The organism is Streptomyces sp. Alt3, assembly GCF_030719215.1.
GTDB classification, from domain to species: domain Bacteria; phylum Actinomycetota; class Actinomycetes; order Streptomycetales; family Streptomycetaceae; genus Streptomyces; species Streptomyces glycanivorans.
This window is the reverse complement of the sequence record NZ_CP120983.1, coordinates 4,738,868-4,759,783: the sequence shown is the minus strand read 5'-3', so window position 1 is coordinate 4,759,783 and position 20,916 is coordinate 4,738,868. Positions and strand designations below refer to the sequence as shown.

The window sequence follows — 20,916 nt, the reverse complement described above, 5'->3', positions numbered from 1 at the left end:
CGGCACCACTCGCACAGATGCGTTCCCTACGATGGCGCGGTGACGAGTACTGCGCCCGAAGCCCAGCAGGGCAACGACGCCGGGGATCACGCCGGCGAACAGCCGCCTTCCTGGCAGCAGCGGCTGCGCCGCTTCGGCCATTCCCCACGGCCGGAGACGGGGCTGCGCGAGCGCCTGGTCCCGCCCTACACCCGCCCCGGCGGCCAGTTCTGGAACGTGCTCGCGGTGCCCCCGACCCTCGCCGGGCACCTGGTGCGCTGGTCGGCCTGGGGCGGTCCGCTCCTGGTGGCGCTGGTGGCCGGGGTGCTGCGGTTCTGGAACCTGGGCAGTCCGAAGGCGGTGATATTCGACGAGACGTACTACGCCAAGGACGCCTGGGCCCTGGTCAACCAGGGGTACGAGGGTTCCTGGCCCAAGGACGTCGACAAGCTGATCCTTAAGGACCCGTCCTCCGTGGACATCCCGGTGGACCCGGGCTACGTCGTCCATCCGCCTGTCGGCAAGTGGATCATCGGGTTCGGTGAGCAGCTCTTCGGCTTCACCCCGTTCGGCTGGCGCTTCATGGTGGCCCTGCTCGGCACCCTCTCGGTGCTGATGCTGTGCCGCATCGGCCGCAGGCTGTTCCGCTCGACGTTCCTGGGCTGCCTGGCGGGCACCCTGCTGGCCGTGGACGGACTGCACTTCGTGATGAGCCGCACCGCGCTGCTCGACCTGGTGCTGATGTTCTTCGTCGTCGCGGCCTTCGGCTGCCTCCTCGTCGACCGTGACCGGTCCCGCCGCAGACTGGCCGCGGCGCTCCCGGTCGACGAGGACGGGATCCTGCGGCCGGACGCCCACATTGCCGAAACGCTCCGCCTCGGATGGCGCCCGTGGCGGATCACGGCCGGCCTGATGCTCGGCCTGGCCTTCGCCACGAAGTGGAACGGGCTCTACATCCTGGCCGCGTTCGGCGTGATGGCGGTGCTCTGGGACGTCGGCGCGAGGCGCACGGCGGGCGCGGTGCAGCCGTACCGGGCGGTGGCCCTCAGGGACCTGCTGCCCGCGTTCGTCTCCACCGTGCCGGTCGCGATCGGCACGTACCTGGTCTCGTGGACCGGCTGGATCGTCACGGACAAGGGGTACTACCGCAACTGGGCGGCCACCGAGGGCAGGGGCGGCAGCTGGACCTGGCTGCCGGACTGGCTGCGCAGCCTGTGGCACTACGAGTACCAGGTCTACGAGTTCCACGTCGGCCTGACCTCCGGCCACACCTACCAGTCCAATCCGTGGAGCTGGATCGTGCTGGGCCGCCCCGTCTCGTACTTCTACGAGGAGCAGACGGGCTGTCTCACGTCCGGGACCGGCAAGTGCGCCCGCGAGGTCCTGGCGCTCGGCACACCGCTGCTCTGGTGGACGGCGTGCGTGGCGCTGCTGTACGTCCTGTGGCGCTGGTTCTTCCGCCGCGACTGGCGGGCGGGCGCGATCGCGTGCGGCGTGGCGGCCGGCTGGGTCCCCTGGTTCCTCTACCAGGAGCGGACGATCTTCCTCTTCTACGCGGTCGTGTTCGTGCCGTTCCTGTGCCTGGCGGTCACGATGATGATCGGCGCCCTCATCGGCCCGGCGGTCGGCGCGGGCACCGGCTCCCGTCCGGGAAAGGACACCACCGACCCGACGGGCGAGCGCAGACGCACACTGGGCACGATCGCGGCGGGTGTCCTGGTGCTGCTGATCATCTGGAACTTCGTCTACTTCTGGCCGATCTACACGGGCACGTCGATCCCGGACACGTCCTGGCGCGACCGGATGTGGCTGGACACCTGGGTGTAGGCCGCCCGGTCGCGAGAGACGCGCGGGACAGCCCGCCGCCCGTTCACGGACCACTGCCGAGTGGTCCCGCGAACGGGCGGCGGGCTGTCGTCGTGAGCGGGTCCTGGCACCCGTTCCGGACTCCCCGGCCCCGGAGTGGCCGGAACCTGACAGCAGGCGCGGAAAGCGCTCTCTCGCGGTGCGTCGCGGTCCGGTAACAACCGCCACAGGGCCCACCCGTGTCCCGTACAGTGCCGGAGGAATGCTCCCTTGAACACGTTCAAGTGAGCTTACGGGGAGGGGACCTGACAGGTGCGCAGTGGAGCGAAGGTCGCGATGGTCGGCGGGGTGTTCGTGCTGGTGGCCGGGGGGCTCGGCTACGGCGTGTACGACGTGGTGCTGGGGGGCGGCGACGGCGGGGGCACGGAGACCGCCTCCGCGTCGTCGGAGGTGAGGACCGGGCCGCCGGACAAGGAGGAGATCGAGGAGACCGCCAGGAGCTTCCTCGGAGCCTGGGCGTCCGGCGACGCGTCGGCCGCGGCACTCCTCACGAACAACGAGGCCGTCTCCGAGCAGCTGCTGGCCGGCTACTCGTCGGACGCCCACGTCACGAAAGCGGTGATCACACCGGGCCCCGCCGTCGGCACGAAGGTGCCGTACACGGTGAAGGCGACGGTGTCGTACGAGGGCAGGACCAAGCCCTGGTCGTACTCCTCCGAACTGACCGTGGTGCGCGGCCTGACCAGCGGCAAGGCGCTGGTCGACTGGCAGCCCACGGTGATCCATCCGCAGCTGTCCGACGGGGCGGTGCTGAGGACGGGCGAGTCGTCGACGGCCGCGATCGAGGCCGTCGACCGCGACGGCAAGGTGCTCGACAAGGAGAAGTACCCGTCGCTGGGGCCGATCCTCGACAGCCTGCGCGAGAAGTACGGCGACAGCACCGGCGGGTCCCCGGGCATCGAGACCTGGATCGAGCCCGAGGGCGGGTCCGCGGCGAACACCACGCTGCTGACGCTCGCCGAGGGGAAGCCCGGCAAGCTGCAGACCACGCTCGACGCGGACGCCCAGGCGGCGGCCGAGAAGGCGGTCAAGCAGTTCAGCGGGGCCTCCGTGGTGGCCGTGCGGCCGTCCACGGGATCCATCCGCGCCGTCGCGAACAACCCGGCGACCGGCTTCAACGCGGCGATGCAGGGCAAGCAGGCACCCGGCTCCACGCTGAAGATCATGACCGCGGCGATGCTGATGGACAAGGGACTCGTCTCGGCGAACAGCCCGGTCGAGTGCCCGAAGGAAGCGACCTGGCAGAGCCGGACGTTCCACAACCTCGAGTACTTCGAGCTCCCGCCCACCGACACGTTCACCACGAGCTTCGCCCGCTCGTGCAACACCGCCTTCATCAAACTGATCGACGACACCAAGGACGACACCGCGCTCGCCAAGGAGGCACGGGACGTCTTCGGGATCGGCCTGGACTGGAAGACCGGTGTCGTCTCGTTCGACGGAAGCGTGCCCGAGGAGACCGGCGGTGAGGCGGCCGCCCAGTACATCGGCCAGGGCACCGTCCAGATGAACGCGCTCAACATCGCGTCCATCACGGCGACCGCCCGCACCGGTACGTTCCACCAGCCGGTGATCGTCCCTCAGGACCTGGACGACCGGCAGCTCGCGACCGCGTCCCGCTCGCTGTCGCAGAACGTCACGCGGCAGCTGAACGACATGATGCGGGCCACCGCCTCCTGGGGCACCGGCAAGGCGGCCATGGCCTCGGTCGGCGGCGACAAGGGCGCCAAGACGGGCTCCGCCGAGGTCGACGGACAGGGCACGTCCAACAGCTGGTTCACCGGCTTCAGCAACGACCTCGCGGCAGCGGCGGTCGTCCAGTCCGGCGGCCACGGCGGCGACGCGGCGGGCCCGGTGGTGGCGGCGGTGCTGCGCGCGGGGTCGTGACCCCCGGGACGCGCAGAGGATGACCGGCCGGGCCGGAGGCGGATCACGCCTCCGGCCCGGCCCGCTTTCCGCCGTCACCCCGTCCGCGCCGCCGGCGCGCGGCGACCGCCTCGGGGTCGATGTCCGGGAGGGACCACTGCTCCGCGAGCGCGAGGCTGGTGGCTCGGCCGTCCGCCACGTGCTCGTGGGCCAGCCGGGCCGCACGGTCGGCGTCACGCGCGGCGATGGCCTCGTACATGCGCTGGTGTTCCGCGCACTGCCGGTCCGGGTCCCGCTGCGCCGTCAGCCGGAAGAGCCAGTGCATGCGAGCCTCCAGGGGCCGCATCACGCCGCTGAGCAGCGTGTTGGCCGCGAGCTCGACGATGTCGGCGTGGAAGGCCGCGTTGGCCGCCGCGATCGCGGCACGGTCGTGTGCGCGCGTCGCGGCGCGGGCGGCCTCCAGCCCGCCGGCCAGCCGGGCCAGTCCGTCCTCGTCCGCCCGCTCCGCCGCCAGCCGGGCCGCGAGGGACTCCAGCGACTCCCGTACGTCGAAGAGGTCGCGTACGTCGGCGGGCGTGAAGGGGGCGACCAGCGCGCCCCGGTGCGGCACCAGCAGGACGAGCCCGTCTGCCGCCAGGAGCCTCAGCGCCTCGCGCAAGGGGATGCGCGAGACCTCCAGCTCCGCGGCCAGGTCGCGTTCCACGAGCCTTTCCCCCGGCTGGAGTTCGACCTCGATGATGCGCCGGCGCAGGGTCTCGTACGCAAGGTCGCGCAGCGAGGGGCGCCCCGCGTCGGACGGTCGGGCTGCTGTCACCAAGGCTTTCCCTCCGGATTCGGAACGGTCCCACCGTATGCGGGCCGCGCGGCCGCTCCGCTACTGCTAACCGCTCGCTAACACGGCGGCAACAAACGACCCGGAAACTGGGGCGCCATAGCGGTATACCACTAACCGGCTCGCGGGCCCCGTCCTCTGGAGGCATCCCAGTGGCACCTTCCCGACCTCTCCTCAGTCCCGTCGCCGTCGCCACGGCCGTCGTGTCGGGGCTGCTCCTGCTGACCGCCTGCGGCGGGTCCTCCGCGGCCGACGGGGGGAAGGACGACGGCACGCTCAAGGTCGGCGTCCTCTTCCCCGGCTCGCTCTCCGACGACGGCTTCATGGGCTCGGCCCACCTCGGCTACCAGCGGGCGGCGAAGGAGCACGCCGGCGCGGTGGAGTTCAGCAAGGTCGAGCAGGTGGCGACCGCGGACTACGAGAAGGCCCTGGTCCGCTTCGCCACCACCTCCGACCTGGTCATCTCCATCGGCGGCCAGACCGACGCCGACGTGCGCAACGTCGCGGCGCGCTTCCCCCGGGTGAAGTTCGTCGAGATCGGCGGACCGGCCGACGGCAAGCCCCTGGCGAACCTCTCGCTGTACGACCCGCAGCAGGCCGAGGGCGCCTTCCTCGCGGGAGCGGCGTCCGCACTGCTCTCGAAGAGCGGGACGGTCGGATTCATCGGCGGCGCGGAACTCCCGGCGATCGTGAACGCCGCCGAGGAGTACAGCCGGGGCGCCGAGGCGGCCGACCCTGACGTGAAGGTCCTCGCGCCGCAGTACGTCGGCGACTTCAACGACGTCGCCAAGGCCAAGCAGTCCGCGCTCGCCGACTTCGGCGCCGGCGCGGACGTCCTGGGGCAGGTCCTCAACCTCGGCCACAAGGGGGTCGCGCAGGCGGCGGGGCAGCGCGACGGAGCGCTCATCGGCGGCCCGATCGCCCACGAGTGCGGGAGCGACCCGGCGTACGCCGGATATGTGGAGACGGACATCGGCGCGGAGATCGAGTACGCGGTGGACCACCTGGTCGCCGGCGACTGGAAGGCGGAGGCCGTCCACTTCGGGCTGACCTTCGCGGAGCCGCGCAACGACATCGTGCTCTGCGACGCCAGCGACCCCGCGGTCGGCGAGAAGCTCGACGAGCTGAAGCGGAAGATCGCGTCCGGCGAGATCAGGACCCGATGAGCACGGCGGCTCCCGCGCTGGAGATCACCGGACTCACCAAGTCCTTCGGCACGATGCGGGCCCTGGACGAGGTGGACCTCGTCGTCGAGTCGGGCACGGTCCACTGCGTGCTCGGGGAGAACGGCGCCGGCAAGTCGACCCTGTGCCATGTCGTGGGCGGCTCGCTGGTCCCGGACGAGGGAGGTCTGCGGCTGTACGGATCGCCCTACGCTCCCCGCCGGCCCGCCGACGCGCTCGCCGCCGGGATCGCCATGGTCCACCAGCACTTCAGCCTCGTCCCCACCCTGACCGTGGAGGAGAACCTGCGCCTGCTGCGCCTGCGGGACCTGCCGCGGCGGGTGGCGCGGGTGCGCGACGAGTACGGACTCGAACTCGAACTCGGCGCACGGGTGGGTGAGCTGCCCGTCGGTGTGCGCCAGCGCGTCGAGATCGTCAAGGCGCTTCTGCGGGAGCCCCGGCTCCTCGTGCTGGACGAGCCGACGGGCGTCCTCGGACCAGCCGAGACGGACGCCCTGCTCGCGACCTGCCGGCTGATCGCCGGGTCGGGCCACGCGGTGGTCCTGGTGACGCACAAGCTCGGCGAGGTGGCGCGGGCCGGGGACGCGGCGACCGTGCTGCGCGGGGGCCGGGTCTCCGGCGGCGGGCCGCTGTCCGAACTCCCGCCGGAGCGGCTGGTACCGCTGATGATCGGCCGTCCCGCGGGCTCACTGGACGCGGGACCGGCCGGGACGATCGGGCTGGCCCCCGAGGAGAGCGGGCCGGGGAAGGACGCGGCACCGCGGCCCGGTGCCACCGCTCCTCACGGACGTACCGGGGCGGCGCTGCGCCTGCGGGACGTCGGTGTGCGGCGGGCCGACGGGACCTCCGCGCTGGGCGGGGTCCGTCTGGACGTCGGGTTCGGGGAGGTCGTCGGCGTCGCCGGTGTGGAGGGCAACGGTCAGAGCGAGCTCATGGCACTGCTCGGCGGCTCGCTCGCCCCCACCTCGGGGAGCGTGGAGCTCGACGGGCGGGACCTCACCCGGGCCACGCCGCGTGAGCGGAGCCGTGCCGGGCTGGGTGTGGTGCCCGAGGACCGCCTCCACGAGGGGTGCGTCCCGCAACTACGGGTCTCGGACAACCTGTTCCTCGGCCGGCTCGACCGGTTCCGCCGCTACGGGGTGTTCCTGGACCGCCGGGCCATGGGCCGCGCGGCGGACGAGGTGCTCACCGGGCACGGAATCCGGGCGGCGGGCCCGGGGGCCCTGATGTCGTCCCTGTCCGGCGGGAACCAGCAGAAGGTCGTGCTGGCACGGGAGTTGGCGCTCGATCCGCTGGTCTGTCTGGCGGCGGCCCAGCCCACCCGCGGCCTGGACATCGGGGCGGTGGGCGCCGTGCACGCCCGCATCCGCGACGCGGCGGCCGCCGGGACGGGCGTCCTCGTGGTCTCCAGCGAGCTGTCCGAACTCCTGGTCCTGTGCGACCGGATCGTCGTGGCGTACCGGGGCGAGCTGCTGGGCCCCGTCGACCCGTCGGCGCCGGACGCCCGGGACCGCATCGGAGCCCTGATGCTCGGCGCGCACACCCCGGAACCCGGTGAGGGCGACGCGGCCCGCACACCCGGAGCCGTGCCGCACACCCCGGAACCGGGCGGGAGCGACGCGACCCGCACACCCGGAGCCGTGCGCTGAACCACCCACGCAGCACCCGCGTCCCGGCCGGCACCCCCGGCCCGGCGCGTGCCTCACGACACCTCAAGGAGCCGCCATGTCACCACCGACACCTGCCCTGTCCACCCCCGCGCCGGCTCCACGCACGGCCGCCGCCCGCATCGCCCCCGCCCTGAGGCACCCCGTCACCGTCGGCGTCCTGGCGGTCGTGCTCGCGGGCGCGGTCGGGCTGGGACTCGTCGAGGGGGCCGGAACAGCGCCCGCGGTCGCCTGGGACGCCCTCGTCGAGGGCATGTTCGGATCGCCTTACGCCGTGGGGAGTTCGCTGAACTCGGCCGCCGTACTGGCGCTCATCGCCACCGGGTTCACCGTCGCCCACCGCGCGGGACTGGTGAACGTGGGCGGCGAGGGGCAGCTGTGCGCGGGCGGGCTGGCCGCCGCCGCCGTGGGGACCGCGCTGCCCTCCGGAGTCCCGGCGGCGCTCGGAGTGCCGCTGGTCCTCGTCGCGGGAGCCGTGGCGGGTGGCGCCTGGGCCGGGATCGCCGGGCTGCTGCGGGCGAAGCGCGGCACCAGCGAGGTCATCACCACACTGCTGCTGAACTTCGTCGGGGTGGGGCTGGTCTCGGTGGCCGTCCACGAGGAGGCGCTGCTGCGCCAGCCCGTGACCTCGTCCGAGACGCTGCCGCAGTCGGCGCCGCTGCCCGAAGGGGCGCGGCTGCCGCTGATCGGCGGCATCGAGTCACCGGCCACCGCGATCGTCGTGATCGCGGCCGTCGCGGCCCTGGTCACCGGCCTGGTGCTGCGGCACACCGCCATCGGTCTGCGGCTGCGGTCCGTGGGGCACTCCCCCGCCGCCTCGGCCCGGCTCGGGCTCCCCGTGACGCGCCTGGAGACGGGCGGCCTGGCCGTCGCCGGCGCCGCCGCCGGGCTCGCGGGCGCGTCCCTCGTCGCCATCGCCCCGTACATGCTGGCCGAGCACTTCTCCTCCGGCTACGGCTTCTCCGGGCTGGTGGTGGGCCTGCTCGCACGCGGCTCGCTCACCGCCGTGGCCGCCGTGTCGCTGCTCTTCGGCTTCCTGACCAACGGCGGCATCAACCTGCAGCTCGCGGCGGGGGTCCCCGCCTCCTCCGTGCAGATCGTGCAGAGCCTGCTCGTCCTGTTCGTCGCCGCGGCCATGTTCGGAACCACACGCAACGGGAGGGCCTCATGAGCACGGTCGTCGAGGAGCTCGCCTCCGGTGGGGTGCGGCTTGCGGTGCCCCTCCTGCTCGCCTCGTCGGGGGAGCTGCTGAGCGAACGCGCGGGCGTGCTCAACCTCTCCGTCGAAGGCATGATGCTGACCGGCGCGTTCGCGGGCGCGGCCGGCGCCCTGGCCTCCGGGAGCGCGGGCGTGGGGGTGCTGGCCGCCCTGGTCGCCGGCCTGCTGTTCGCCGCGCTGCAGGCCCTGCTCAGCGTCGTACTGCGCGCGGACCAGATCGTCACCGGCATCACCGCGAACGCCCTGGCGCTCGGGGCCACGACGTACGGCTCCCGTGTGCTGTTCGGCGACGGGGCGGCGGACTCCGTGCCCGGGTTCGACCCGGTCGCCGTGCCCGTCCTGCACAGCATCCCCGTGCTGGGGCCGGCCCTCTTCGAGCAGACCGTCCTCGGTTACGCCGCCTTCGCCGTGGCCGCCGCACTTGCCCTGGGGTTCAGCAGGCGCACGGGGTGGGGCCTGGCCGTCGACGCGATCGGGGAGGACGCGACCACCGCCGACCGCTGCGGGCTCCCGGTACGCGCCGTCCGCTTCGCCGCCGTGCTGCTCACCGGGGCCGTGTCCGGCCTGGCGGGCGCCCAGCTGGCCCTGTCGGAGGTGCACGCCTTCAGCGACAACATCACCGGCGGCATCGGCTACCTCGCGGTCGTCGCGGTGATCGCCGGACGCTGGCGGGCCTGGCCCACGATCCTGGCCTGCCTCTTCTTCGGCGTCGCGCAGTCGCTCCAGTTCGCCGCGCCGGCCCTCGGGCTGCATCTGTCCGCGCCTCTCCTGACCACGCTGCCGTACGTCGTCGCGCTGCTCGCGGTCAGCGGGCTGGTCGGCCGCAGCCGGGCGCCCTCGGGGCTCACCACCCCCTTCCTGCGCGGCAACTGACCGCCGCCCCGGCACCCGCATCACTCCCCTTCTGAGGACTCACGACATGACGCTGATCCTGACCCGCTCCGACATCGCCGCGCTGCTCGCGGACGCACGGGAGGACATCGAGAGGGCGGTGGAGAACTGCCACCTGGATCTGGCCCTGGGCAGAGCCGTCCTGCCGGCCCCGCCGGCGATGCCGCTCCCGGGTTCGGACGGGACCTTCCTCGCCATGGCGTCGGCGTCCGCGCCCGCCGGTCTCGCCACCGTGAAACTGCTGGCCGACCTCCCCGGCAACCGCGAGCGGGGCCTGCCCGTGCAGCGGTCGGCCGTCCTCGCCGTGTCCGCGGACACCGGCGCCTGCGAGGCACTGCTCGACGGGGCCGAGGTGACCCGGGCGAGGACCGCCGCCGCCACCGCCGTCGCCACCCGCGCACTCGCCCGGAAGGACGCGCGCGTCCTGGGGCTCGTCGGGACCGGCCCGCTGGCCCGGGCCCACGCCCGCGCCCTGCTGCCGGGCCGCGCCTACGAACGGATCGTGCTGTGGGGGCGCGACGCCGGCCGGAGCCACGAACTGGCCGCCTGGATCCGTACGGAGCTCGGCGTCGACGCCCAGGTGCTGGCCGGGCCGCGGGAGGTGACGGAGGCCTCGGACGTCCTGTGCACGCTGACGCCGTCGCGGGAACCGCTGATCCGGGGCGCGTGGCTCTCCCCCGGCCAGCACGTCAACGCGGTCGGCGCCCCGCCACGCCCCGACCACCGGGAGATCGACACGGAGGGCGTCGTACGCTGCCGGATCGTCGTCGACGCCTGGACGACGGCCCGCGCGAAGTCCGGCGAGGTCCTGATCCCGCTCGCCGAGGGGGCGCTCACCGAGGACGACTTCCGCCGTGAGCTCGGCGACGTCCTCGCGGGGACCGAGCCCGGCCGGACGGCGGACACCGATCTCACGCTGTTCAACTCGGTGGGTGTAGGCCTCCAGGACCTGGCGGTGGCCCGGCTGCTGATCGACGCCGCGACCGAGCGCGGCACGGGCACCCGGATCGAGCTGAGCGGCTGAGGCCCGCGCGGGGACGGGTGCGGCGGTCCGGGCGATGACCGGCGCAGCCGCCGGAAAGGCTGTGGTCGGCGGCGGGGCCGTTTCAGTAGCGTGCGGGGTATGAGCACTTCCGACACCACCCCCGCCGCGACCACGTCCGAGGCCCATCCCCGGTTCGCCGAGGCGCTGAGGGAGCTGGGCCTCGAAGTCGAGGTACGCCGCTTCCCCGACGCCACCCGCACCGCGGTCGAGGCCGCCACGGCGATCGGCTGCGAGCTCAGCCAGATCGTCAAGTCCCTGATCTTCGAGGCGGACGGCGTGCCCGTCCTGGTCCTGATGGACGGCTCCTCCCGGGTGGACCTGGAGCTCGTGCGCGGGGAGCTGGGCGCGGCGAAGGTCCAGCGGGCCCGTGCCGACCTCGTCCGCGAGACCACCGGCTACGCGATCGGCGGCGTGCCGCCCTTCGGCCACCGCACGAAGACCCGGGTGCTGGCCGACCGGGGGCTGCTCGGCCATGCCGAGGTGTGGGCGGCGGCGGGCCATCCGCACGCCGTCTTCCGGATCGCTCCCGCCGACCTGGTCGATCGCGCGGGCGGCACCCTCGTGGACGTGCGTGAGCGGACCGCGTGACCCCGCTGGTGGCGGCGGCCGTCCTGGCCGCCGCGATCACGCACGCGAGCTGGAACGCCATCGCCCACGCGATACGCGACCAGCTGCTGTCCTTCACCCTGATCTCCGGCGGCGGGGCGCTGATCGGGGCGGTACTGGTCTGTCCCGCGCCGCTTCCCGCGGCCGGTGCCTGGCCGTACCTGCTCGCCTCGGCGGGCCTGCACATGGCGTACATGCTGCTGTTGATGCGCTCGTTCACCCTGGGCGACTTCGGCCAGATGTACCCGATCGCCCGGGGTACGGCCCCGCTCGTCGTGACGGTGCTGGCAGCCGTCCTCATCGGTGAGATCCCGGACGGCTGGGCGACGGCGGGGGTGGCCGTGGCCTCGGCCGGGCTCGTCGGGCTGGCGCTGTGGGGCATCCGGGGCGCCGGCAGCCGGCCCCACCGGCCGGCCGTCCTGGCGGCCCTCGCGACGGGCCTGGCCATCGCCGGCTACACCACGGTCGACGGGGTCGGGGTACGCGCCTCGGGAACACCCGTCGGCTACATCGGCTGGCTGATGATCGCGCAGGGCCTGGCCATCCCCGCGTACGCCTACATGCGCAGGCGGGGCGAACTCCTTTCTCAGCTGAGGCCGTTCATGGCGCGGGGCCTTCTCGGCGCGGCCCTGTCGGTCGCGGCCTACGGTCTCGTCCTGTGGGCCCAGACGAAGGCCCCGCTCGCCCCGGTCGCCGCGCTGCGGGAGTCCTCGATCATCGTGGGTGCCGCGATAGGGACGCTCTTCTTCAAGGAGCGCTTCGGGGCTCCGCGGATCGCGGCGGCCGGACTCATGGTGGTGGGCATCGGCCTGATGCTGCACACGAGTTGAGCCGGCGCCCGTCCGCCGGGCCCCCCGTCACCCGGGCACGACGGCGGAGGCGGCCAGTTCCACGACCACCTCGTCGTCCTCGGCCTCGCCCGTCGGCCGGAACCCGAGCGAGGTCCAGAGCGCCGCGGCGCCGGTGTTGTCAGGGTCGTAGGACAGCCGGACCACCTCGCAGCCCTCGCGGCCCGCGAGCCACTCCGCGAGCGTGCGCGCGGCGGCGCGCCCGATCCACGCGCCCTGCTCGGGCCCGTCGATCAGCACCCCGCCGATCCAGTACGAACCGTCCTCGTCCCGGGCCCACATCACATGGCCGAGCGGGGCGTCCCCGGCGTGCACGGCGAGTGAGTGCCAGGTGTCCTCGCGCGAGGTGAGGAGCAGATAGCGGGCCGCGAGCGCGGGGGAGAAGTCGCGCTGCTCGTCGAGCGGCGCGACGTCCGCGACCGCACGCCAGGTGTCGTCGGTGACCTCGCGCAGGGTGACGGGGCGGCCGGTCCGGTCGGTGTAACCGTGGTCGATCATCGGGGGAGAGTAGAGCGCGGGCCGCCGCCCCCGCTACCGGGTTTCGGACTCCCCCGTCATCGCCTTGCGGAACCCCGTGTTGACGGCGAGGAGACCGCCGTCGACCCGCAGCGTGATCCCCGTGATCCACTGCGCGTCCCGGGAGGCGAGGAAGGCGACGGCGGACGCGATGTCCTCCGGTTCGCCGATCCGGCCGAGCGGGTAGAGGGCGCTCGCCCTCGCGAGCGCCTCTTCGCGGCCCGCCCAGCCCTCCGTGCGGATCGTGCCGGGGGCGACGAGGTTGACGCGGACACCGCGTGGTCCCGCGTGGCCGGCGAGCGTACGGGTCAGGCTGGCCAGGCCCGCCTTGGCCGCGCTGTAGGCGTGCCCGCCGAAGTCCTGTTCGCCGTTGACCGAGCCGATGTTGACGACGGCGCCCCGGCCCGAGGCGACCAGGTGCGGCAGCGCGGCACGGGAGCAGCGGTAGGGGCCGTTCAGGGTGATGTCGAGGGTGCGGGCCCAGGGTTCGTCGGCCTCGTCCTCGAAGAGCGGGGCGTCGTCGTGGTTGGCGTAGGCGTTGTTGACCAGGACGTCGAGCCGGCCGAAGGCGGTGACCGCGTGGGCCACCGCCGCGTCCACCGCCGCCCGGTCCCCGACGTCGCAGGCAAGGGACTCGGCGGTGCCGCCCGTCTCGCGTATCGCGGCAGCGGTGCGCTCGGCGCGTCCGCCGTCCAGGTCGGTGACCAGGACGGCCGCGCCCTCGGAGGCCAGCCGGCGGGCGGTGGCCGCCCCGATGCCCTGTCCCGCGCCGGTGAGGAGCGCGGCGTACCCGTGGAAGCGAGGAGGAGTCATAGCGCCGACCGTACTGCCCTGACCAGGGCCTGGGCACGGGGATCGGCGGTGACTCCCTTCTGCAGACCGTTCGTCACATAGCCGAGTGCGATGCCCGATTCGGGGTCGGCGAAGCCGAGCGAGCCTCCGCGGCCGGGGTGCCCGAACGATCCGGGGCCCAGGAGCGGTGCGGACGGGCCGTGCAGCATGTAGCCCAGCCCGAAACGGGTGTTGACGACCAGCACACGGTCCGGCCCGGCGGACTCCTCGGTGCGGGCCAGGGTGAGCGTGGCGGGGGCGAACAGCCGGTGCCCGTCGACCTCGCCGATCATGGCGGCGTAGCAGCGGGCGAGACCGCGTGCGGTCGCCACGCCGTTGGACGCGGGGAGTTCGGCCGCGCGGTAGCCCGGGTCGTTCTCGTCGGGGAAGGGGTCGATCGCCCCGAAGGCGCGCCGGGTGAGCGAGGCCGGGTCGCCGTAGGCGTCGACGACGGACCGCTTCGGGCGCATCCGCAGGGCGCCGCTGCCCTCGGCCGGCGGGGGTTCGACGGGGCCGATCCGTCCGATCCGGTGTGCCTCGTCCTCGGGGAGCCCGAACCAGAAGTCCAGGCCGAGCGGGCGGGCGATCTCCTCGGCGACCCAGCGGCCGATGGTCCGCCCGGTGACCCGGCGGACCAGTTCCCCGACGAGCCAGCTGTGGGTCTGTGCCTGGTACCCGTGGTCGGTGCCGGGCTCCCACTGGGGCCGCTGCTCGGCCACGGCTCTGGGCCCCGACACCTGGTCGGCGGCCTCCTCGGGTGTCAGCGTCGTGTCGAGGGCGACCACCCCGGACCGGTGGGCGAGGAGGTGGCGCACGAGGACGCGCTCCTTGCCGTTCGCCTTGAACTCCGGCCAGTAGGTGCCGACGGGGGCGTCGAGGTCCACCTGCCCGCGCTGGTGCAGCAGCAGCGGCACGGCGGCCGCGACTCCCTTTCCGGCCGAGCGGACGACCTGCACGGTGTCCACGGCCCAGGGTTCGGCGCCGTCGACGTCTCTCGTACCGGCCCACAGGTCCACGACCTTGCGGCCGTGGTGGTAGAGCGCGACGGCTGCCCCCCGTTCGCCGCGCTGTTCGAAGTTACGGACGAAGGCGTCCCGTACCGCCTCGAATCCCGGTGCCACCGTGCCCCGTACGTCCACGCCTGCTCCCGCGCTCCCGCTCATCCCCCCATGGTGCATCGCGTCCCTGGTGGAACGGGTGGCGGGTCACCATCTGTTCACGGACGCGGAACCGACACGGAACGCGGGTCGAAGCCGAAGGGCAGCTCCAGCCGGTGTTCGCGCATGAGCGCGTCGTCGCACAGCAGGTCCTGCGTCCGGTCGTCGGCGGCGATCACCCCGTCGCTGAGGACGACGGCGCGCGGGCAGAGTTCGAGGGCGTACGGCAGGTCGTGGGTGACCATCAGCACGGTGACGTCCAGGGACCGCAGGATGTCGGCGAGTTCGCGCCGGGAGGCCGGGTCCAGGTTGGAGGAGGGCTCGTCCAGGACGAGGATCTCCGGCTCCATTGCGAGGACCGTGGCGACGGCGACGCGGCGGCGCTGGCCGAAGGAGAGGTGGTGCGGGGGCCGTGCCGCGTACTCCGCCATGCCGACCCGCTCCAGGGCGGTCATGACCCGCTGCTCCAGCTCCGGTCCGCGCAGCCCTGCCGAGGCCGGGCCGAAGGCGACGTCCTCGCGGACGGTCGGCATGAAGAGCTGGTCGTCGGGGTCCTGGAAGACGATGCCGACGCGGCGCCTGATCTCCGCCAGGTTCTTCTTCTCCACGGGGAGCCCGGCGACGCGGACGGTTCCGGCGCCCGCGTCGAGGATGCCGTTCAGGTGGAGCACGAGGGTGGTCTTGCCCGCGCCGTTGGGCCCGAGGAGGGCCACGCGTTCGCCGCGGGCCACGGTCAGGTCGACGCCGAAGAGGGCCTGGTGACCGTCGGGGTAGGCATAGGCGAGGCCGCTGACCTCGAGGGACGGCGCGGTGGCGGGGGGCAGGCTCATACGGTCCATCCCAGCAGACAGACGACGAGGGCGAGCACGGGGAGTGCCGCGGCGTGCGCCCACTGGGTCCGGGTCGCGGTCACCTCGTCGATCACCGGCATGGTGCCGGTGTAGCCGCGGCTGACCATCGCGAGGTGGACGCGTTCGCCCCGCTCGTAGGACCGGATGAAGAGGGCGCCCGCGGTCTTGGCGAGGACGCCCCAGTGCCGTACGCCGCTCGCCTCGAAGCCGCGGGAGCGCCGGGCGATCGACATCCGTCGCAGCTCGTCGCTGATCACGTCGCCGTAGCGGATCATGAAGGACGCGATCTGGACGAGCAGCGGCGGCAGGCGCAGCCGCTGGAGGCCGAGCAGCAGGGCGCGCAGCTCGGTGGTGGAGGCCAGGATCACCGAGGCGGCGACGCCGAGGGTGCCCTTGGCCAGGACGTTCCACGCGCCCCAGAGTCCGGGGACGCTGACGGAGACACCGAGGAGTTCGGTCTGCTCACCGGGTACGACGAACGGCATGAGCAGCGCGAACGCGACGAACGGCACCTCGATGACCAGGCGCTTCAGGAGGAACCCGGGCGAGATCCGGGCGACGGCGGCGACGGCGGCGAGCAGCGCCGCGTACAGCGCGAACGCCCAGACCGCCTCGCGCGGGGTGGAGACGACGGCCACGACGAAGCAGAGGACGGCGGCGAGCTTGCAGTGCGGGGGGAGCTCGTGGACGGGTGTGTGCCCGTGCCGGTAGAGCTTGTGCGCGTGGCCGGCGCCCATGTCAGACGGACCCGGTGGTGCGGGCGTCCGGCCCCTCGGGCGTGCGGCGGCTGCGCACCGCCCAGAAGACACCGGTGCCGACGACGACGGTGACGCCCACCCCGATCACTCCGGCGAGGCCCCCGGAGAGGCGGGCGTCGGTGACGTCCTTGACGCCGTAGTCGGCGAGCGGGGAGTCCGCCGCGCCGTGTTCCTGGACCTTCTCGTCGATGCCCTTGTCCGCGGCGACCTTCTCCAGGCCGTCGGGGTTCGCGGAGGCGTAGAAGGAGACGAAGCCCGCGAGGACGAGCGCGGCGGCCAGGCCGGTGGCCCAGACCTTGCGCGTGGAGCGTGCCGCGACGGGCGCGGGGGCGGCGGCCGGTGCGTCGACGAGTTCGCCGTCGACCCGGAGCTTGAGCGGGGCGCCGGTTCCGCGGGCACCGTGCACGAGGTCGGGGCGCACCGCGATCACGGCGCCGACGGTCAGGGCGGTGATCGCCGCCTCCCCGATGCCGATCAGGACGTGGACGCCGACCATCGCGGTGAGGACCTTGCCGATGGGTACGTCGGTGGTCCCGCCGATCGCGTAGATCAGCGTGAAGGCGAGAGCGGCGGCCGGCACGGAGACGAGCGCGGCCACGAAGGCCGCGGCGGTCGTCGAGCGGCGGGTGCGGGGCAGCACACGGGTCAGCCCGCGGAAGAGGGCGTAGGCGACGACGACGGTGACGACCCCCATCACCGTGATGTTCACGCCGAGCGCGGTGAGGCCGCCGTCGGCGAAGAGGATGCCCTGCATCAGCAGGACGACCGCTATGCAGAGCACCCCGGTGTACGGCCCGACCAGTATCGCCGCCAGGGCACCGCCCAGGAGGTGGCCGCTGGTGCCCGCCGCGACGGGGAAGTTCAGCATCTGCACGGCGAAGATGAACGCGGCGACGAGCCCGGCCAGCGGGGCCGTCCGCTGGTCCAGTTCACGCCGGGCGCCACGGAGGCCGACGGCGACCGCACCGGCGGCGACGACACCTGCGGCGGCGGACACGGGTGCGTCGATGAAACCGTCGGGTACATGCATGGAGTGGCTCCGCTTTCGGGCGTTACTGCTGGCGGGGTCGGAAAACGCTCCACTATAGAGCCTTCTTGCAAAGGGTTCGCAAGAGCGCAGCGATGACAACTGACCCCACCCCCGACATGCCCAAATAGGAAATTATGGGACATTAGGGGGAGAGATTTTCACACAGGAGGAGCCGGCCATGTCCCTCGTGATCCAAGAGCACGCCCGAGCCCGGCTCATCACCGACGGCCCCGACCCACGCCGGGTCCCGGTCGAACTGCGTTACGACCCCGAGGATCCGGACACCGTGCGGGTCCGGATGCCCGGGGGCGTCGACCGGTCCTTCGCCCTCGACCTCCTGGAACGCGGCCTGCGCTCCCCCGCCACCCGCGGCGACATAGGGATATGGCCGTGCGGCCGCGCCCAGCTGGTTCTCGAACTGCACGCGAAGGACGGCGTCGCCGTCTTCCAGTTCGACAGGGCGCCCTTCATCCGCTTCCTGTCGCAGATCGACGCGAGGACGGCGAAGCACCCGGCGACCGCCAGGACGACCAAGACCACCAGGACGACCAGGACGGACGAGGCGACCACGGCGGCCGGCGCCGCACGGGCCACAGCCACCCCCGCCTGACACCGAAGGCCCGGACGGCGCGGGCACCCCGGGCCACCGGACGCGCGAGAGCCCCCGTGCCGCGTGCACGGGGGCTCTCCTCGGCCCCGGCCCCCCGTCCCCACAGGTAACCGGCGCTCCGGGGCGCGTTCCGCTCATCCGCTCGGACGCGGCCCCGGGGTCGTGGGGTGCGCGCCGCGGCTCGCACCGCGACGCGCACCGTCGGTCATGCGCGGACCAGCTCCCGCTCCCCGCCGCCCTCGGCCGGGCCTTCGGAGAGGTCCTTGCGCAGGCCCTCGCCCTCCACGTCCACGTTGGGCAGGACGCGGTCCAGCCAGCGCGGCAGCCACCAGGCGCGCCTGCCGAGCAGCGCGAGCACCGCGGGCACGACGGCCATGCGGACCACGAAGGCGTCGAAGAAGACCGCGATGGCGAGCGAGAAGCCGATCATCTTGATCATCTGCTCGGAGGAGCCGATGAAGCCGGCGAAGACGGCCATCATGATCACCGCGGCCGCCGTGACCACCCGGGCCCCGTGCTTGAAGCCGGTGACGATCGCCTGGCCGGGCGTCTCCCCGTGGACGTACGCCTCCCGCATCCGCGTGACCAGGAAGACCTCGTAGTCCATGGCGAGACCGAACACCACACCGACCATGAAGATCGGCATCATGCTCATGATCGGGCCGGTCTGCTCGACCCCGAAGAGCGATCCGAGCCAGCCCCACTGGAAGACCGCGACGACGGCGCCGAGCGCGGCGACCACGGAGAGCAGGAAGCCCAGGGCCGCCTTGAGCGGGACGAGGATCGAGCGGAAGACCACCATCAGCAGCAGGAACGCCAGGCCGACGACGAGCGCCAGGTAGGGCAGCAGCGCGCTGTTCATCTTCTCGGAGAAGTCGATGTTCATCGCCGTGGCACCGGTGACCAGCAACTCGGCGCCGGTGTCGTCCTTGATCTGCGGACCCGCGTCACGGATCGCGTGGACGACGTCCTCGGTCTCCGTGGAGCTCGGCCGGTCCTGCGGGATGACCGTGATGGTCGCCGCGTCGCCGGCCTTGTTGAAGGCGGCCGGGGTGACGGCGGCGACGTGGCCGATGCCCTCGATCTCCTGCGAGACGCGGTCGACGGCGCTCTTCCCGTCCGAAGCGCCCTTCGTGTCCACGACGACGAGCAGCGGACCGTTGAACCCGGGGCCGAAGCCGTCGGAGAGCATGTCGTACGCCTGGCGCTGCGTGGTCGACTTCGGCTGGGCGCCGTCGTCCGGCAGACCCATCTCCAGCGAGGCGGCCGGTACGGCGATGGCGCCCAGGCCGAGGACACCGACCAGCAGCACCCACACCGGCCTGCGCAGCACGAACCGCGCCCAGCGGGTGCCCATGTTCGGCTTCGCCTCGGGCTTGTTCTCCGCCTCGGCGGCCTTGCGCGCCTTGCGCCCCATGACCCGCTTGCCCGCGAAGCCCAGCATCGCCGGGACGAGGGTGAGCGCGATGAGGACGGCGATCGCGACCGTACCGGCGGCGGCGAAGCCCATCTTGGACAGCATCGGGATGTTGACGACGGCAAGGCCCACCAGGGCGATGACGACCGTCAGACCGGCGAAGACGACGGCGGATCCCGCCGTGCCGACGGCCCGGCCGGCGGCCTCCTCGCGCTCCCGGCCCTCGGCCAGCTCGGCGCGGTAGCGGGAGACGATGAACAGCGCGTAGTCGATACCGACCGCGAGGCCGATCATCATCGCGAGCGTGGAGGTCGTGGAGCCGAGGTCCAGCACGTTCGCCAGGGCGGTGATCGTGGACACGCCGATCCCGACCCCGATCAGGGCGGTGAGCAGCGGCAGCCCGGCGGCGATCAGGGACCCGAAGGTGATCACCAGCACCACGGCGGCGATGGCGACGCCGATGATCTCGGTGGCTCCGGTCTCCGGCATCACCTGGAGCGCGTCACCGCCGATCTCCACCTTCATGCCGCTGTTCTGCGCGTCGTGGCCGGCGTCCTCCAGCGCCTCCCTCGTCCCGTCGGTCAGCTCCATCGAGCTGACCTTGTAGGAGACGGAGATGTACGCGGTGGAGCCGTCCTCGCTGACCGCCTTGGCGGCGAAGGGGTCGGCGACCGAGGCGATCTGGTCCGAGCCGGACTTCAGATCGCCGACGATGTCCTGGATCTCGGCCTTGTTGGCCGCCGAGGTCACCTTCTCGTCCCCGGGCGCCTTGAACACGACCCGGGCGGTCGCGCCGTCGGCGCTGCCTCCGGGGAAGCGCTCGTCGAGCAGGTCGAAGGCCCTCTGGGCTTCCGTCCCGGGGATCGAGAAGGAGCTGGAGGTGGCGGTGGACGCGGAGGCGGCACCGAATCCGGCGAGCGCCAGCAGCGCGACCCAGATCAGGGCGACGTAACGGCGGCGTCGGAACGCGAGCCGTCCGATTTTGTACAGGAATGTGGCCACGGAGGGGTACTCCCGGTCGGGTCGTGGAGTGAAAAAGGGCGTGAGGAACCAGCCCGACGACGAGAGCGGCGTGTCAGGTGGAGCGTCGGGGAGTCAGTTCTTACGGAGGGTCGTGCGGTGAAAGGAAAGCGGGGACGTCAGACGCCGAGGGCGGGGAACACCACGGCTTCCGCGTAGTCGATGAGGAACGCCTGGTCGACCGTCCGGTCCTCGACCAGCTCGCGAGCGGCGAAGGCACCGATGATCATGTGCGCGAGATAGGGCAGAGCCGGGTTGTCCGGACTCACCTCGCCCCGGTCCACGGCCCGTCTGACCATCAGTCCGAGACCGGTGAGTTCCGGCTCGATCATCAGGTCACGAAGCGCCTGGAGGAGGTCGGGGTTGCTGTGGACCGCCTGACCGAGCCCCCGCAGGAGCGCGGAGTTCTTCTCCATCTGGCAGTCGTCGGTCCGCCGGAGCGTGGCGGTGAAGTCCCCGCGCAGCGAACCGGTGTCGATCTCGCCGAGTTGCACCGGCTTGTTGTGCCGCAGCGCCTTGACGACCAGCTCGGCCTTGCTCCCCCACTGGCGGTAGAGGGTGGCCTTGCTGGAACGGGTACGGGCGGCAACGGCGTCCATGGTCAGGGCTTCATAGCCGACCTCGCCGAGCAGATCGAGCACGGCGGCGTACAGCTCACCCTCGCGCTCGGGTGTGAGCCGGCTGCGTGCCATGGTCGACCTCCTCCGAAACTGCGCCTGCTGGA

General features: G+C 72.8%; 19 protein-coding genes. 10 read left to right on the top strand and 9 right to left on the bottom strand.

Features of this window, described 5'->3' with window-relative positions; genetic code table 11:
* Positions 1–39: 39 nt before the first annotated feature.
* Positions 40–1,806: a dolichyl-phosphate-mannose--protein mannosyltransferase gene (locus tag P8A20_RS21075; RefSeq protein WP_306104034.1), complete on the top strand. Its 1,767-nt coding sequence runs from the start codon at positions 40–42 to the stop codon at positions 1,804–1,806.
* 291 nt (positions 1,807–2,097) lie between these two features.
* Positions 2,098–3,732, top strand: a complete 1,635-nt coding sequence (locus tag P8A20_RS21070) for a penicillin-binding transpeptidase domain-containing protein (protein WP_306104033.1) — start codon at positions 2,098–2,100, stop codon at positions 3,730–3,732.
* 43 nt (positions 3,733–3,775) lie between these two features.
* Here the strand turns inward: P8A20_RS21070 and P8A20_RS21065 are convergent, their stop codons facing one another.
* Positions 3,776–4,525: a GntR family transcriptional regulator gene (locus tag P8A20_RS21065; RefSeq protein WP_147963838.1), complete on the bottom strand. Its 750-nt coding sequence runs from the start codon at positions 4,523–4,525 to the stop codon at positions 3,776–3,778.
* 170 nt (positions 4,526–4,695) lie between these two features.
* On the opposite strand from P8A20_RS21065, the gene P8A20_RS21060 reads away from it, so the two are divergent.
* From P8A20_RS21060 to P8A20_RS21030, 7 genes are all read left to right on the top strand, one after another.
* Positions 4,696–5,709 (top strand): BMP family protein, encoded by a 1,014-nt coding sequence (locus P8A20_RS21060; RefSeq protein WP_306104032.1) that lies wholly within the window; start codon positions 4,696–4,698, stop codon positions 5,707–5,709.
* Positions 5,706–7,376, top strand: a complete 1,671-nt coding sequence (locus P8A20_RS21055) for an ABC transporter ATP-binding protein (protein WP_306104031.1) — start codon at positions 5,706–5,708, stop codon at positions 7,374–7,376. The genes P8A20_RS21060 and P8A20_RS21055 overlap by 4 nt, the downstream gene beginning before the upstream one ends.
* Before the next feature lie 76 nt (positions 7,377–7,452).
* A complete protein-coding gene (locus P8A20_RS21050) occupies positions 7,453–8,565 on the top strand; it encodes an ABC transporter permease (RefSeq protein WP_306104030.1) in 1,113 nt (370 codons plus the stop codon).
* Entirely contained in the window at positions 8,562–9,485 is a 924-nt protein-coding gene (locus tag P8A20_RS21045; protein ID WP_147963841.1) for an ABC transporter permease, read from the top strand. The genes P8A20_RS21050 and P8A20_RS21045 overlap by 4 nt, the downstream gene beginning before the upstream one ends.
* A 46-nt stretch (positions 9,486–9,531) precedes the next feature.
* Entirely contained in the window at positions 9,532–10,527 is a 996-nt protein-coding gene (locus tag P8A20_RS21040; RefSeq protein ID WP_147963842.1) for an ornithine cyclodeaminase family protein, read from the top strand.
* 99 nt (positions 10,528–10,626) lie between these two features.
* Entirely contained in the window at positions 10,627–11,136 is a 510-nt protein-coding gene (locus P8A20_RS21035; RefSeq protein ID WP_306104029.1) for a YbaK/EbsC family protein, read from the top strand.
* On the top strand, positions 11,133–11,984 hold the full coding sequence (locus P8A20_RS21030; RefSeq protein ID WP_306104028.1) for an EamA family transporter: 852 nt from the start codon (positions 11,133–11,135) through the stop codon (positions 11,982–11,984). Before P8A20_RS21035 ends, P8A20_RS21030 begins: the two co-directional genes overlap by 4 nt.
* 27 nt (positions 11,985–12,011) lie before the next feature.
* Here P8A20_RS21030 and P8A20_RS21025 read toward each other — a convergent pair whose 3' ends face one another.
* From P8A20_RS21025 to P8A20_RS21000, 6 genes are all read right to left on the bottom strand, one after another.
* Positions 12,012–12,500: a GNAT family N-acetyltransferase gene (locus tag P8A20_RS21025; protein WP_306104027.1), complete on the bottom strand. Its 489-nt coding sequence runs from the start codon at positions 12,498–12,500 to the stop codon at positions 12,012–12,014.
* 33 nt (positions 12,501–12,533) lie between these two features.
* Positions 12,534–13,331: an SDR family NAD(P)-dependent oxidoreductase gene (locus P8A20_RS21020; protein WP_147963846.1), complete on the bottom strand. Its 798-nt coding sequence runs from the start codon at positions 13,329–13,331 to the stop codon at positions 12,534–12,536.
* Positions 13,328–14,488, bottom strand: coding sequence for a serine hydrolase domain-containing protein (locus P8A20_RS21015; protein ID WP_147964148.1), 1,161 nt, complete (start codon positions 14,486–14,488; stop codon positions 13,328–13,330). The genes P8A20_RS21020 and P8A20_RS21015 overlap by 4 nt, the downstream gene beginning before the upstream one ends.
* A 77-nt stretch (positions 14,489–14,565) precedes the next feature.
* The gene (locus P8A20_RS21010) at positions 14,566–15,336 is read right to left on the bottom strand and encodes an energy-coupling factor ABC transporter ATP-binding protein (protein WP_147963847.1); all 771 of its coding nucleotides are present in this window, start codon (positions 15,334–15,336) and stop codon (positions 14,566–14,568) included.
* Complete coding sequence (gene cbiQ, locus P8A20_RS21005) at positions 15,333–16,094, bottom strand: cobalt ECF transporter T component CbiQ (RefSeq protein WP_147963848.1); 762 nt, start codon at positions 16,092–16,094, stop codon at positions 15,333–15,335. The genes P8A20_RS21010 and cbiQ overlap by 4 nt, the downstream gene beginning before the upstream one ends.
* A 1-nt stretch (position 16,095) precedes the next feature.
* The gene (locus tag P8A20_RS21000) at positions 16,096–17,145 is read right to left on the bottom strand and encodes an energy-coupling factor ABC transporter permease (protein WP_147963849.1); all 1,050 of its coding nucleotides are present in this window, start codon (positions 17,143–17,145) and stop codon (positions 16,096–16,098) included.
* A 178-nt stretch (positions 17,146–17,323) separates the two neighbouring features.
* Between P8A20_RS21000 and P8A20_RS20995 the strand changes: the two genes are divergently transcribed.
* Positions 17,324–17,755 carry an SsgA family sporulation/cell division regulator gene (locus tag P8A20_RS20995; RefSeq protein WP_147963850.1) on the top strand — a complete coding sequence of 144 codons (432 nt, stop codon included), beginning with the start codon at positions 17,324–17,326 and terminating at the stop codon, positions 17,753–17,755.
* Positions 17,756–17,960: 205 nt separating this feature from the next.
* On the opposite strand, the gene P8A20_RS20990 is transcribed toward P8A20_RS20995, so the two are convergent.
* Positions 17,961–20,174 carry an MMPL family transporter gene (locus P8A20_RS20990; protein ID WP_147963851.1) on the bottom strand — a complete coding sequence of 738 codons (2,214 nt, stop codon included), beginning with the start codon at positions 20,172–20,174 and terminating at the stop codon, positions 17,961–17,963.
* 137 nt (positions 20,175–20,311) lie between these two features.
* Positions 20,312–20,884, bottom strand: a complete 573-nt coding sequence (locus P8A20_RS20985) for a TetR/AcrR family transcriptional regulator (protein ID WP_147964479.1) — start codon at positions 20,882–20,884, stop codon at positions 20,312–20,314.
* Positions 20,885–20,916 lie beyond the last annotated feature (32 nt).

Coding starts and splice junctions, on each gene's coding strand:
- cbiQ (WP_147963848.1), bottom strand. CDS start 16,094: ATGGGCGCCGGCCACGCGCACAAGCTCTACCGGCACGGGCACACACCC.
- P8A20_RS21040 (WP_147963842.1), top strand. CDS start 9,532: ATGACGCTGATCCTGACCCGCTCCGACATCGCCGCGCTGCTCGCGGAC.
- P8A20_RS21020 (WP_147963846.1), bottom strand. CDS start 13,331: ATGACTCCTCCTCGCTTCCACGGGTACGCCGCGCTCCTCACCGGCGCG.
- P8A20_RS21010 (WP_147963847.1), bottom strand. CDS start 15,336: ATGAGCCTGCCCCCCGCCACCGCGCCGTCCCTCGAGGTCAGCGGCCTC.
- P8A20_RS21045 (WP_147963841.1), top strand. CDS start 8,562: ATGAGCACGGTCGTCGAGGAGCTCGCCTCCGGTGGGGTGCGGCTTGCG.
- P8A20_RS20995 (WP_147963850.1), top strand. CDS start 17,324: ATGTCCCTCGTGATCCAAGAGCACGCCCGAGCCCGGCTCATCACCGAC.
- P8A20_RS20985 (WP_147964479.1), bottom strand. CDS start 20,884: ATGGCACGCAGCCGGCTCACACCCGAGCGCGAGGGTGAGCTGTACGCC.
- P8A20_RS21035 (WP_306104029.1), top strand. CDS start 10,627: ATGAGCACTTCCGACACCACCCCCGCCGCGACCACGTCCGAGGCCCAT.
- P8A20_RS21025 (WP_306104027.1), bottom strand. CDS start 12,500: ATGATCGACCACGGTTACACCGACCGGACCGGCCGCCCCGTCACCCTG.
- P8A20_RS21050 (WP_306104030.1), top strand. CDS start 7,453: ATGTCACCACCGACACCTGCCCTGTCCACCCCCGCGCCGGCTCCACGC.
- P8A20_RS21000 (WP_147963849.1), bottom strand. CDS start 17,145: ATGCATGTACCCGACGGTTTCATCGACGCACCCGTGTCCGCCGCCGCA.
- P8A20_RS21055 (WP_306104031.1), top strand. CDS start 5,706: ATGAGCACGGCGGCTCCCGCGCTGGAGATCACCGGACTCACCAAGTCC.